Genomic DNA, 12,749 nt, shown 5'->3' on the forward strand with positions numbered 1-12,749 from the left:
ACAGGTTATGACACCAGTTTAGGTTTGCGCTCAGCCTGCACATCACGGCTATGGAATTGTAAGATACCATCATTAAACTTGGCATCCTTCAATTCTTTACGGTCTGCCAGATAGTTATTGGTAATTTTCCAAGGTGCCTGCTTGCCTTGTTTAGGCATCACATCTGCAGCACGGGCAATATAACCGGAAGACATCTTGCCCATAATGGTGTCATGTTCGCGTTGAGATGGATCTGCATGCGCAATCACTTCATCAAAACCATTTTGATCCATATGATTTAATAAACGGCAGATATAATCTGCAGCAATATCAACTTTTAAGGTCCAGGATGCATTGATATAGCCAATAATCATGGCCATATTCGGCACATCACTCACCATTACACCCTGATATAGCATGTGTTGTGAGGTATCCATCGGTTTACCGTCAATTGAACCTTGGACACCACCTAAAATCTGGATTTCAAGACCGGTTGCAGAAATCACAATATCCGCCTCCAGATGCTTTCCTGACTTCAGCTGGATGCCATTGGCCGTGAATTTCTCGATCTGGTCGGTTTCTACACTCGCCTTACCTTCACGCAATGCCTTGAATAGATCACCATCCGGCACCACACATAAGCGCTGGTCCCAAGGATTATAGCTCGGGGTAAAGTGTTTCATGTCCACTTTACCTTTCAGCTGCAACTCAATCCCTTTCAGCAATAAGCGACGTACTGTTTTTGGATATTTCTGTGCCAGTGCATAGATACCGCGTTGCATGCCAATATTACGTGCACGGGTAAATTTATAAGCCATTTCTTCCGACATGAATTTACGGGTTTTTTCGTAAATGAAATCAATTGAAGGCACTGTCGCAATATAAGTCGGTGAACGTTGTAACATGGTGACATGCCCTGCTCCGCCTTTCACCATGGAAGGAACTAGGGTAATGGCTGTAGCTCCACTGCCAATAATCACGACTTTCTTACCCGTATAATCCAGGTTTTCTGGCCAGTGCTGCGGATGGATAAACTGACCTTTAAAATCTTCCTGTTTCGGGAATTTCGGTGCATAGCCCTGATCATAGTTATAGTAACCCGTGCACCCCATCACAAAGTTTGCCGACCAGGTCTGTTTTTTCTTATTGTTGTCTTCAATCTCGACAAACCACTTTTTCTTGGTTGAATCATAATTTGCAGAAAGTACACGATGACCAAAATGGATTTTTTCTTTCAACTGATTTTCATTGATGACATCGCTGAGATAGCTCTTGATTTCAGAACCGCTGGCAAGCACCTTTTCCTTCGCCCAAGGTTTGAAATTAAAGCCAAAAGTCGACATATCCGAATCTGAACGGATACCAGGATAACGGAATAAATCCCAAGTCCCACCAAAACTGTCACGACGTTCTAATATTTCAAATTTACGTTGGGGGCAGTTCTTAGACAGATGCACAGCTAACCCGATCCCAGAGATGCCTGCACCAATAATTAATACATCAACTTGCTTTTCCATTTTTTTTATACCCTGTATAAACCATGACTTTATTAAAACACAAATTTGACAATACGCAATGTCAAGTTCAGTCATTCATCGGTTTTTTTATATCAGTTCGGGACATTTTGATAAAAATTTGCTGTCAAAAAAGTTGAGATTTTTGCTTGGATTTGTTTTATAAGAGGCTCTTAGTTAAAAGAAAAGATAGTGTGTTTAGATACCTTATCGGCTCGAGTTCATTAGAAAAATAATATTTAAAAAATTCATAAAAATAAAAACCATTCTAGAATCTTTTATACTTGAATGGCTTATAAAAAATATAAAATTAAATCAATAATTTAAAATAGATTAATTAGCATTTGCTTTATCTTCCCAAAATTTTGCAGTATCTAAATCTTGTTCTACACCTATTCCATATTGATACATAAACTCTATCTCTCTCATAGCCTCTTTACTTCCTCTAGCAGCAGATTTCTTAAGTAAATCTAATGCTTGCTCAATATTTTTTGTAACTCCCTCACCATTCCGATATAACCTAGCTAAGCCAACCATAGAATCAATATGATCGAGTTCTGATCCTTTTGAAAACCAAATAAACGCTTTTTTATAATGATCTTCAGCGTCTATAGGATCTGTATCTTCAACCAAACCTGCATATGTTACATATCCGTCGCCTAGCCAATGCATAGCATTTACATTACCATTTTCAGCAGACTTCATCGCCCAAGATTCTGCTTGATCCTCATCTTCCTCAATCCCATAACCATGTATATAAACGTCTGCTAATTCTAATTGCGCTGATGAATCACCATTCTTTGCTTTAATTAATAGCTCATTTGAGAAGGTTGGATTAGCTGATGTATGCATAGAGATAATTAGTCCTAAAGTAATAGATATGAACCCGAAAATTTTCATTTTCTGCCTTTAAATTAAATTTCTTCGTTCTTTAAGTTTTGATAATACTTTATAAATATGGAAATCATGAGTCTATCTAACCAACTTATAATGATTTAGAAAGAAATTAATAGCTTTTTGATGCTAAATGCTGTCTTCTTTAAATAAACAATAAAAAAGACCGGTTATTACACCGGCCTTTTTTGGAACAACTGACTGTTCTACACGTAGAAGTATTATTTTACTTCACGGTCAACGAGTTCAACGTAAGCCATCGGTGCAGCATCACCTGCACGGAAGCCCGCTTTAAGAACACGAAGATAACCGCCGTTACGTTCTTTGTAACGAGGGCCAAGAACGGTAAATAATTTACCAACAGTTGCTGCAGAACGAGTACGAGCAAACGCTAAACGACGGTTTGCTACTGTATCGTTTTTTGCCAAAGTGATTAAAGGCTCAGCAACACGACGAAGTTCTTTCGCCTTAGGCAAAGTTGTTTTAATTAACTCATGCTCAACTAAAGCATTTGTTAAGTTTTGGAACAACGCCTTACGGTGGCTGCTTGTACGGCCTAATTTCACACCACTATTACGATGACGCATGGTGATAGTCCTACTTAATTAACGGCTACGATAGGCAAAACGGTCATCCATACGGAGACTAGCTGGTGGCCAGTTCTCTAAACGCATGCCGAGTTGTAAACCTTTCGATGCCAAAACATCTTTGATCTCTGTTAACGATTTTTTACCTAAGTTTGGAGTTTTTAACAACTCGACTTCAGTACGTTGAACAAGATCACCAATGTAGTAAATATTTTCTGCCTTCAAACAGTTAGCAGAACGAACAGTAAGCTCGAGATCATCTACTGGACGAAGCAAAATCGGGTCAACTTCTTCGCGAGGTTCTTGAGCAACAGGAGTCTGGTCTTTCTGAAGATCAACAAAAATTGCAATTTGTTGTTGCAAGATTGTTGCCGCTTTGCGGATCGCTTCTTCCGGATCAACAGTTCCGTTAGTCTCAAGATCGATCACTAACTTATCAAGATCGGTACGTTGTTCAACACGAGCATTTTCTACTGTGTATGAAACACGTTTAATCGGGCTATAAGAAGCATCTAACTGTAAACGGCCTACTGGACGTGTTTCACCTTCAGGGAAACGTGAGTCAGATGTTTCATAACCACGACCTTGAGCAACTTTAAGGCGCATTTTCAATGAACCTGTAGAACTCAAAGTACCGATTAAATGATCAGGGTTAACCACTTCAACATTATGAGGTAAACGAAGGTCAGCTGCAGTTACGTCACCTGCCCCTTGTTTCTCCAATGTCAAATATGCTTCATTTTGATCGAACAGCTTAATAGACAATCCTTTTAGGTTCAGCAAGAGCTCGACGATGTCCTGCTGCAAGCCTTCTAAAGTACTGTACTCGTGCTCGACACCTTCTATTTCTACTTCAACCACAGCAGCGCCAGGTAAAGAAGACAATAGAATGCGACGTAAAGCATTACCTAGAGTATGACCAAAGCCACGCTCCAAAGGTTCCAGAATCACTTTTGCCGAGGTCCCGCTCACCGCTTCGACCTTGATCGCTTGCGGAGTTAGAAACTCGTTTGCAGTACGCGTCATTTATTGCTACCTCAAGGATTATTTAGAATACAATTCTACAATCAAGCTTTCGTTGATTTCAGCAGGTAAATCAGAACGATCTGGCGCAGCTTTGAACGTACCTTCTAGCTTAGAATGGTCAACTTCCATCCAAGCCGGGATACCACGTTGAGCAGCTAATTCAATTGCGTTTTTAATACGTAATTGTTGCTTAGCGCCTTCATGTACTGCAATTACATCACCAGCTTTAACCTGGATAGATGCAATGTTAACACGACGGCCGTTCAAAGTGATGCTACGGTGAGATACTAACTGACGAGCTTCTGCACGTGTAGAACCAAAACCCATGCGATAAACAACGTTATCAAGACGGCTTTCAAGCAATTTCAACAAGTTTTCACCTGTTGCGCCTTTAACACGAGCAGCTTCTTTGTAGTAGTTACTAAATTGACGCTCTAACACACCGTACATACGACGTACTTTTTGTTTTTCACGTAATTGTAGTGAATACTCAGATTGTTTTGCACGGCTTTGACCATGTTGGCCAGGAGCTTTAGCATGTTTTTTAGTCTTAACGTCAAATGGTTTAACGCCAGATTTTAATTGCAGGTCTGTCCCTTCGCGGCGAGAGAGTTTGCATTTTGGACCAATATAACGAGCCATGAATGTTTCTCCTTACACGCGACGTTTTTTAGGTGGACGGCAACCGTTGTGCGGAATTGGAGTCACATCGGTAATGCTGTTAATTTTATAACCCACTGCACCTAATGCACGAACCGCAGACTCACGACCTGGACCAGGACCTTTAACAAGGACGTCCAAGTTTTTCAAACCGTAATCCAAAGCAGCTTTACCAGCAACTTCAGCAGCTACCTGAGCAGCAAACGGTGTTGATTTACGTGATCCACGGAAGCCTTGTCCACCTGAGGTAGCCCAAGCCAATGCATTACCTTGACGATCGGTAATCGTAACAATGGTGTTATTAAAAGAAGCGTGAATGTGTGCGACACCTTCAGAGACGGTACGAGTGACCTTCTTGCGTGCGCGAGTATCTTTAGCCATCTTTTAGCTTCCAGAAATCTTATTTCTTAATCGGTTTGCGCGGACCTTTACGGGTACGTGCGTTAGTTTTGGTGCGTTGTCCGCGAACAGGCAAGCTGCGACGATGACGAAGACCGCGGTAGCAGCCTAAATCCATTAAACGTTTAATGTTCATGGAAATTTCGCGACGTAAGTCACCTTCGGTAGGAACCTTAGCAACTTCTGCACGAATCGCATCAAGCTGAGCATCATCTAATTCACGGATCTTTGTAGTTTCAGTGATACCTACAGCAGCCAAGATGTTCTTAGCAGTGTGGCGACCGATACCAAAAATATACGTGAGAGAGATAACAGCATGCTTGTTATCCGGAATGTTTACACCGGCAATACGAGCCATTCAATTTTCTCCAAAAAGGCAGTCAAGATAATCAACCGCCCCACAAAAATCTTGAGGGGCGGATAATAACCTAATTAGCCTACTGAAATCAACAGGTCTTAATTAAATTAACCTTGACGCTGCTTATGACGAGGTTCTGCGCTACAAATTACGCGAATAACCCCATTACGACGGATAACTTTACAGCTACCACAAATTTTCTTTACAGAAGCTTGTACTTTCATGATGAAACCTTCTAAGTGCGCTTATCCCTTAGGATGAGCAGTCGTTTTTCTCATTAACGTTTGATTATCATACTGATGCGATGTAAGGTGCGCTTGGAGTTGCGCCATAAAGTCCATTACTACTACCACTACGATCAATAACGATGTCCCACCCAGATGGAATGGAATACCGAATGAACTTTGTAGCACCATAGGCATTAAACACACTACAGTGATGTAGATCGCACCAATGAAGGTCAAACGGTTAAGAATATGATCTAAATAACGAGCCGTTTGCTCACCTGGGCGGATACCAGGCACATATGCCCCGCTACGCTTTAAATTCTCTGATACTTCTTTCGGACTAAATACTAGCGCCGTATAGAAATAACAGAAGAAGATAATTAACGCGCCAAAGAGCATTAAATACAACGGCTGTCCAGGCGATAACACCAATGCCAGATCTTGTAGGCTACGTTTTACAATCCCTGCATTTGGATCAGCACTTCCTAACCACTGTCCCAAGCTCGCTGGAAATAATAACAATGAGCTTGCAAAAATCGCTGGAATCACACCGGCCATGTTAATTTTTAACGGCAAATGTGTTTGCTGTGCAGTAAATACACGACGGCCTTGCTGTTTTTGTGCGTAGTTCACTGGAATACGACGCTGTGCCTTTTCAATAAACACAATCGCAGCGAGAACGGCTAATGAGAGTAAACCGAAAACAGCTAAACCAATTAAACTACCCTGACCATTTTGTACAGACGTAAACGACTGAATCACAAGATTAGGCAAACCTGCCACGATTCCTGCGAAAATGATCATCGAGATCCCATTACCAACACCACGTTCGGTAATCTGCTCGCCCAACCACATCAAGAACATAGTTCCTGCAACTAACGAAGTTACTGCTGGAACATAGAATGCCAGACCTGATGTTAAGGTAATACCTTGACTGATCAAGCCAGCACACATCCCAACCCCTTGCACGAGTGCAAGAAACAAGGTGCCATAACGCGTATATTGATTGATTTTACGTTTGCCTTGCTCGCCTTCTTTTTTCAAAGCTTCCAGCGAAGGAACCACCGTAGACATTAACTGCACGATAATCGATGCAGAAATGTACGGCATGATTCCTAACGCCAGAATCGACATGCGTTCTAATGCACCACCAGAGAACATATTAAATAAACCTAAGAAGGTACCTTCATTAGCTTTAAAAAAATGTGCCAGTGCTACATTATCAATCCCCGGCAACGGAATATGCGCTCCTAGTCGAAAGACCAATAACGCGCCAATCAAGAACATTAATCGACGAATAATTTCACGGTATTTCACATGAAACGGTTGGCCTTTCATCATGTTGACATGACCTGAAGAACTAGGAGTCATAGACACTCGAGATTACTCCTCGACTTTACCGCCAGCAGCTTCAACAGCAGCTTTAGCGCCTTTAGTCAACACAACACCTTTAACAGTGAATGCGCGAGTGATTTCACCAGAAAGAACGATGCGAGCACGAATTTGGTCACGACGAACAACATTCGCAGCTTTTAAAGTTTCAAGGCTAACTACATCACCTTCAACTTTATTGAGCTCAGACAAACGTACTTCAGCAGTTTTCAAAGCGATTTGGCTAGTGAAGCCGAATTTTGGTAAACGACGATAAATCGCAGTTTGACCGCCTTCAAAGCCCGGACGAGTACCGCCACTCTTACGTGAGTTTTGACCTTTGATACCACGACCACCAGTCTTACCAACGCCAGAACCGATACCACGGCCTAGACGACGGTGTTCACGTTTTGCACCTTCTGCAGGTGAAAGTTCATTTAAACGCAGAGTCATGGCTTATTCCTCTACACTAACCATATAGTAAACTTTGTTGATCATACCACGGTTAGAAGGCGTATCTTGCACTTCTACAGTATGACCAATACGACGCAGACCTAAACCTTGAAGGCAAAGTTTATGATTTTTTAAACGATGCGATGAAGATTTAGTCTGGGTAACTTTAATCGTTTTCATGATTGATTACCCTTGAATTTGTTCTACTGAAAGACCACGTTTCGCAGCGACTTTCTCAGGAGAAGTCATATCACGCAAACCTTTGAAAGTTGCGTTTACTACGTTAGCAGCATTTGTAGAACCATAACATTTAGCAAGTACGTTATGTACACCTGCAGCTTCAAGAACAGCACGCATCGCGCCACCAGCAATTACGCCAGTACCTTCTGAAGCAGGTTGCATGTATACACGGCTTGCGCCATGACGAGCATTCACAGGGTGTTGTAAAGTAGTCCCCGCAAGGTCTACAGTGATCATGTTACGACGAGCAGCTTCAAGTGCTTTAGAAATAGCAGCTGGAACTTCACGTGCTTTACCACGACCAAAACCTACACGACCGTTACCATCACCCACAACAGTTAATGCTGTGAAAGAGAAGATACGACCACCTTTAACAACCTTGGCTACACGATCAACGGCAACCAGCTTTTCAACGAGACCTTCGTTTTGTTCAACTTTCGCCATGATTAGAACTCCAAGCCGCCTTCACGAGCAGCATCAGCCAAGGCTTTGATACGACCATGATATTTAAAACCAGAACGGTCAAATGCAACTTTAGTAACACCAGCTGCTTTAGCACGTTCTGCGATCAAAGCACCAACTTTCGTAGCTGCTTCTACGTTACCAGTAGTACCGCTACGTAAAGATGCATCTAAAGTTGAAGCTTGCGCTAAAACTTTGCCACCATCTGCTGAAATAACTTGCGCATAGATGTGACGCGGAGTGCGGTTTACACACAAACGAGTCGCACCCAATGCACGAATGTGCAAGCGTGTGCTTTTCGCACGACGCAAACGGGTTTGTTTCTTTTCGTTCATAAGAACCTCGCGCCTTATTTCTTCTTAGCTTCTTTACGAAGAATAACTTCATCCGAATAACGAACACCTTTACCTTTATATGGTTCAGGAGCACGGTATGCACGGATTTCCGCTGCCACTTGACCTAACAACTGCTTGTTTGCTGATTTCAAGATGATTTCAGTCGCAGTTGGAGTTTCCGCTGTTACACCTTCAGGTAAAGCGTAGTCAATTGGGTGTGAGTAACCAAGGTTAAGGTTTACAACAGTACCCTTAACCGCAGCTTTATAACCAACACCAACAAGCTGTAACTTACGTTCGAAGCCTTCGCTAACACCTTTTACAAGGTTGTTCAATACAGCGCGAGCAGTACCAGCTTGCATCCAAGCGTCTTTCGACTCTTTAGCCGGAGCAAGTTGAAGTTTACCTTCTTCCTGTTTTAGCTCGACCAGCGCATGCAGGTTGAAAGACAATGTACCTTTGCTGCCTTTCACTTCGACCTGCCGGCCGTTCTGAGTAACTGTTACACCATTAGGTACAGTTACTGGGGCTTTAGCCACACGAGACATGAGGAATCACCTATTAAGAAACAAAAGCAATAACTTCACCACCGATGCCCGCAGCACGTGCAGCGCGATCAGTCATGATGCCTTTGCTTGTAGAAACAATTGCAATACCTAAACCTTGCTTAACGCTAGGAATTTTATCTTTACCGCGGTATTGGCGAAGACCTGGACGGCTTACACGCTTAACGGTTTCGATAACTGGCTTGCCTTCGAAATATTTTAAAGTAATTGTCAAAGTAGCTTTTGCATCTTCTTGAGCAACTTCTACATTTGAAATATAACCTTCTTGTTGAAGTACGTTTGCAATTGCAACTTTCAACTTAGAAGAAGGCATAGAAACAGTTTGTTTCTTTGCCATTTGTGCGTTACGAACACGTGTTAACATGTCGGCAACGGTATCTTGCATACTCATTTAGTCGCTCCTTACCAGCTTGCCTTAACAACGCCTGGTACATCACCCTGCATTACTGTGTCACGTAATTTGTTACGGCTTAAACCGAACTTACGGAAGTAACCATGAGGACGACCAGTTAAACCACAGCGGTTACGAAGACGTACTGGAGATGCATTACGTGGCAATGCTTGTAACTTTAACATCGCATCGAAACGTTCTTCGTCACTTGCGTTTACATTTGCAATAACAGCTTTTAATTCAGCACGTTTTGCAGCGTATTTAGCAACTGTCTTTTCGCGTTTCAATTCGCGATTAATCATACCTTTCTTAGCCATATCGACCTCTTATTTGAACGGGAAGCCGAATGCACGCATAAGCGCACGGCCTTCGTCATCGCTACGAGCAGTGGTCGTAATAGTGATATCTAAACCACGGATACGATCAATTTTGTCAAAATCGATTTCAGGGAAAACGATTTGCTCTTTTAAACCCATAGAGTAGTTACCACGACCATCAAATGATTTCGCAGAGAAACCACGGAAGTCACGGATACGAGGGATTGCGATCGAGATCAAACGATCCAAGAATTCGTACATTTGGTCGCCGCGTAAAGTAACTTTACAACCGATCGGCCAACCGTCACGGATTTTGAAACCAGCGATTGATTTACGAGCAAGAGTCACAACTGGTTTTTGACCAGCAATGAGTTGCATGTCAGCAACAGCGCCATCTAATAATTTCTTATCAGTTGCAGCTGCGCCTACACCCATGTTCAGGGTGATTTTTGTGATGCGTGGAATATCCATCACGTTCTTAACGCCAAGTTCTTCTTTTAACTTCGCTTTAAGTTCGTCATTGTAACGTGCTTTAAGTCTGGCCATTGCCTTTTCAACCTATTACTTCGCTGCCGCCACTGATTCACCATTTGATTTATAAACGCGAGTTTTCACGCCATCAATCACTTGGTAACCAACACGGTCAGCCTTTTGGGTTGTAGCATTAAAAATTGCCACGTTTGAAATATGAAGCGTAGCCTCTTGAGTAACGATGCCGCCTTCAGCGCCAGTTACACGGTTTGGCTTTTGGTGCTTCTTCACTAAGTTAAGGCCTTCGACCTTAACTCGATCTTCAGAAACAGACAAAACAACACCTTGTTTGCCTTTTTCTTTACCTGCGATCACAATTACTTGATCGCCTTTTTTAATCTTAGCCATGATTGCCTCTTATAGAACTTCAGGAGCCAATGAAATGATTTTCATGAACTGTTCAGTACGAAGTTCACGAGTCACTGGTCCGAAGATACGAGTAGCAATCGGAGCTTTGTTGTTGTTCAAAATTACAGCAGCGTTATCGTCAAAACGAATAACAGAACCATCTGGACGACGGATACCGAATTTTGTACGTACAACTACAGCATTCATCACGTCACCTTTTTTAACACGTGCGCGTGGGATTGCTTCTTTTACAGTAACTTTAATAATGTCGCCAACTGAAGCATAACGACGGTGTGAACCACCAAGTACTTTAATACATTGTACGCGGCGTGCACCACTGTTGTCTGCTACGTCGAGCATACTTTCGGTTTGAATCATTGCCCTACTCCAAAACCGAGCATCACCGGTCACAATTTCGAAAGGCTCAAAGAGTACTCGAAATTGTCCGATGATGCAACAAGAACGTCTAATTACTCAGCAGCAGCTTCAACTACTTCCACTAAAGTCCAAGCTTTAGTTTTAGAAATTGGGCGGCTTTCTTTGATGGTTACCAAGTCGCCTAATTTAGCAACATTGTTCTCATCATGAGCGTGTAATTTAGTTGAACGGCGGATTGATTTGCCATACAACGGGTGTTGAACGCGGCGTTCAATAAGCACAACAATAGACTTGTCCATTTTGTCGCTTACGACTTTGCCGGTTAACGTGCGGACTGTTTTTTCACTCATTGTCCGTTCCCCTGTTTTTCGGTAAGGAGTGTCTTAATACGAGCAATTGTCTTACGAGCAATTTGCACTTCATGCGATTTGCCTAATTGACCGGTTGCTTTTGCCATACGAAGACGGAATTGGTTAAGCTGTTGCTCATCAAGCAAAGCTTTCAACTCTTCTACCGACTTTTCACGTAGATCTTTAGTTTTCATTACATTACCGTCCGAGTCACGATAGTGGTTTTAAACGGGAGTTTAGCAGCAGCTAAAGCAAAAGCTTCACGCGCTAACTCGTCGCTAACACCTTCAATTTCGTACAGGATCTTACCTGGCTGGATCTGACAAACCCAGTATTCCACGCTACCCTTACCTTTACCCATACGAACTTCTAATGGTTTTTCGGTAATTGGTTTGTCCGGGAATACGCGGATGAAGATTTTACCACCACGTTTGATACGACGGCTAATGGTACGACGTGCAGCTTCAATCTGACGCGCAGTCATACGACCACGTTCAGTTGCTTTGATTGCAATCGAACCAAATGATACTGTACTACCACGATGCGCTAGACCAGTGTTACGGCCTTTGTGCACTTTACGGAATTTGGTACGTTTAGGTTGCAACATGGATTATTCTCCCTTGTCAGCAGCACGGTCACCGCGACGACCACGACGCTCTTGACCTTCACCACGACCACGACCGCGTTTAGCTGGACGCTCTTCAGCAGGAGCAGGGTTCATGACTTGTTTCATGCCACCCAAGATCTCGCCACGGAAAATCCAAACTTTAACACCGATCGTACCGTATGTTGTTTCTGCGCGCATAGTTGCATAGTCGATGTCGGCACGAAGTGTATGCAAAGGTACACGACCTTCACGATACCATTCAGTACGAGCGATCTCTGCACCACCTAAACGGCCAGAAACTTCAACTTTGATACCTTTAGCGCCGGCACGCATTGTGTTTTGAACCGCACGTTTCATTGCACGACGGAACATAACACGCTTTTCTAATTGAGAAGCAATTGCTTCAGCAACTAAACGTGCATCCAAGTCTGGGCGATCAATTTCATTGATGCTGACTTGAGCTGGAACACCCATAATATTGGTGAGTTCGCGCTGTAATTTTTCAATATCTTCGCCTTTTTTACCGATAACGATACCAGGACGAGCAGTGCTAATTGTTACTTTAGCAGCGCCTGTAGGACGTTCGATAAGAATATTGCTCACCATCGCATTCTTAAGTTTTTTGATCAAAAACTCACGAACTTGAAGATCTTTAAGCAAGTATTCAGCGTATTGTTTCGGATTCGCATACCAGTTAGCGTTATGGCGTTTCACAACACCTAGGCGGATACCGATTGGATGAACCTTCTGACCCAT

At 42.7% G+C, this 12,749-nt stretch carries 22 protein-coding genes and 1 pseudogene; all 23 read right to left on the reverse strand.

Annotated elements, in window-relative coordinates:
- Window positions 1–5: 5 nt before the first annotated feature.
- Window positions 6–1,496, reverse strand: coding sequence for a flavin-containing monooxygenase (locus OC23_RS16535; protein WP_038346083.1), 1,491 nt, complete (start codon window positions 1,494–1,496; stop codon window positions 6–8).
- 330 nt (window positions 1,497–1,826) lie between these two features.
- Window positions 1,827–2,345 (reverse strand): tetratricopeptide repeat protein, encoded by a 519-nt coding sequence (locus tag OC23_RS16540; protein ID WP_038346447.1) that lies wholly within the window; start codon window positions 2,343–2,345, stop codon window positions 1,827–1,829.
- A gap of 263 nt (window positions 2,346–2,608) precedes the next feature.
- On the reverse strand, window positions 2,609–2,974 hold the full coding sequence (gene rplQ, locus OC23_RS16545) for a 50S ribosomal protein L17 (protein WP_004641032.1): 366 nt from the start codon (window positions 2,972–2,974) through the stop codon (window positions 2,609–2,611).
- An 18-nt stretch (window positions 2,975–2,992) separates the two neighbouring features.
- A complete protein-coding gene (locus OC23_RS16550; protein WP_004657700.1) occupies window positions 2,993–4,000 on the reverse strand; it encodes a DNA-directed RNA polymerase subunit alpha in 1,008 nt (335 codons plus the stop codon).
- Between the two features lie 18 nt (window positions 4,001–4,018).
- Window positions 4,019–4,642, reverse strand: a complete 624-nt coding sequence (gene rpsD, locus OC23_RS16555) for a 30S ribosomal protein S4 (RefSeq protein ID WP_038346085.1) — start codon at window positions 4,640–4,642, stop codon at window positions 4,019–4,021.
- A gap of 12 nt (window positions 4,643–4,654) precedes the next feature.
- Window positions 4,655–5,041 (reverse strand): 30S ribosomal protein S11, encoded by a 387-nt coding sequence (gene rpsK / locus OC23_RS16560; protein WP_004281491.1) that lies wholly within the window; start codon window positions 5,039–5,041, stop codon window positions 4,655–4,657.
- Window positions 5,042–5,060: 19 nt separating this feature from the next.
- Complete coding sequence (gene rpsM, locus OC23_RS16565) at window positions 5,061–5,417, reverse strand: 30S ribosomal protein S13 (protein ID WP_000090815.1); 357 nt, start codon at window positions 5,415–5,417, stop codon at window positions 5,061–5,063.
- A gap of 107 nt (window positions 5,418–5,524) precedes the next feature.
- Window positions 5,525–5,641, reverse strand: a complete 117-nt coding sequence (rpmJ, locus tag OC23_RS18925) for a 50S ribosomal protein L36 (protein WP_000867907.1) — start codon at window positions 5,639–5,641, stop codon at window positions 5,525–5,527.
- 21 nt (window positions 5,642–5,662) lie between these two features.
- Window positions 5,663–6,982 (reverse strand): preprotein translocase subunit SecY, encoded by a 1,320-nt coding sequence (secY, locus tag OC23_RS16570; protein ID WP_171068368.1) that lies wholly within the window; start codon window positions 6,980–6,982, stop codon window positions 5,663–5,665.
- Between the two features lie 45 nt (window positions 6,983–7,027).
- The gene (rplO, locus tag OC23_RS16575) at window positions 7,028–7,468 is read right to left on the reverse strand and encodes a 50S ribosomal protein L15 (protein ID WP_038346088.1); all 441 of its coding nucleotides are present in this window, start codon (window positions 7,466–7,468) and stop codon (window positions 7,028–7,030) included.
- A 3-nt stretch (window positions 7,469–7,471) separates the two neighbouring features.
- On the reverse strand, window positions 7,472–7,648 hold the full coding sequence (rpmD, locus tag OC23_RS16580) for a 50S ribosomal protein L30 (RefSeq protein WP_000849088.1): 177 nt from the start codon (window positions 7,646–7,648) through the stop codon (window positions 7,472–7,474).
- Window positions 7,649–7,654: 6 nt separating this feature from the next.
- Window positions 7,655–8,152, reverse strand: a complete 498-nt coding sequence (gene rpsE / locus OC23_RS16585) for a 30S ribosomal protein S5 (protein ID WP_004657688.1) — start codon at window positions 8,150–8,152, stop codon at window positions 7,655–7,657.
- Window positions 8,153–8,154: 2 nt separating this feature from the next.
- A complete protein-coding gene (gene rplR / locus OC23_RS16590) occupies window positions 8,155–8,505 on the reverse strand; it encodes a 50S ribosomal protein L18 (protein ID WP_004641044.1) in 351 nt (116 codons plus the stop codon).
- Between the two features lie 14 nt (window positions 8,506–8,519).
- Window positions 8,520–9,053: a 50S ribosomal protein L6 gene (gene rplF, locus OC23_RS16595; RefSeq protein WP_004641046.1), complete on the reverse strand. Its 534-nt coding sequence runs from the start codon at window positions 9,051–9,053 to the stop codon at window positions 8,520–8,522.
- A 13-nt stretch (window positions 9,054–9,066) separates the two neighbouring features.
- Complete coding sequence (rpsH, locus tag OC23_RS16600; protein ID WP_038346090.1) at window positions 9,067–9,462, reverse strand: 30S ribosomal protein S8; 396 nt, start codon at window positions 9,460–9,462, stop codon at window positions 9,067–9,069.
- Window positions 9,463–9,473: 11 nt separating this feature from the next.
- Entirely contained in the window at window positions 9,474–9,779 is a 306-nt protein-coding gene (gene rpsN / locus OC23_RS16605) for a 30S ribosomal protein S14 (RefSeq protein WP_038346091.1), read from the reverse strand.
- A gap of 9 nt (window positions 9,780–9,788) precedes the next feature.
- Window positions 9,789–10,325 (reverse strand): 50S ribosomal protein L5, encoded by a 537-nt coding sequence (rplE, locus tag OC23_RS16610; protein ID WP_004877617.1) that lies wholly within the window; start codon window positions 10,323–10,325, stop codon window positions 9,789–9,791.
- A gap of 15 nt (window positions 10,326–10,340) precedes the next feature.
- The gene (gene rplX, locus OC23_RS16615) at window positions 10,341–10,658 is read right to left on the reverse strand and encodes a 50S ribosomal protein L24 (protein ID WP_038346092.1); all 318 of its coding nucleotides are present in this window, start codon (window positions 10,656–10,658) and stop codon (window positions 10,341–10,343) included.
- A gap of 9 nt (window positions 10,659–10,667) precedes the next feature.
- A complete protein-coding gene (gene rplN / locus OC23_RS16620) occupies window positions 10,668–11,036 on the reverse strand; it encodes a 50S ribosomal protein L14 (RefSeq protein ID WP_004657680.1) in 369 nt (122 codons plus the stop codon).
- Window positions 11,037–11,128: 92 nt separating this feature from the next.
- Entirely contained in the window at window positions 11,129–11,386 is a 258-nt protein-coding gene (rpsQ, locus tag OC23_RS16625; protein ID WP_004657679.1) for a 30S ribosomal protein S17, read from the reverse strand.
- Entirely contained in the window at window positions 11,383–11,580 is a 198-nt protein-coding gene (rpmC, locus tag OC23_RS16630) for a 50S ribosomal protein L29 (RefSeq protein ID WP_000849927.1), read from the reverse strand. The genes rpsQ and rpmC overlap by 4 nt, the downstream gene beginning before the upstream one ends.
- The gene (rplP, locus tag OC23_RS16635) at window positions 11,580–11,993 is read right to left on the reverse strand and encodes a 50S ribosomal protein L16 (protein WP_004657678.1); all 414 of its coding nucleotides are present in this window, start codon (window positions 11,991–11,993) and stop codon (window positions 11,580–11,582) included. The genes rpmC and rplP overlap by 1 nt, the downstream gene beginning before the upstream one ends.
- A pseudogene (rpsC, locus tag OC23_RS16640) lies at window positions 11,933–12,749 on the reverse strand (30S ribosomal protein S3). The gene rplP and the pseudogene rpsC overlap by 61 nt, the downstream one beginning before the upstream one ends.

Source organism: Acinetobacter sp. A47 (genome assembly GCF_000805455.1).
Taxonomy (GTDB): Bacteria; Pseudomonadota; Gammaproteobacteria; order Pseudomonadales; family Moraxellaceae; genus Acinetobacter.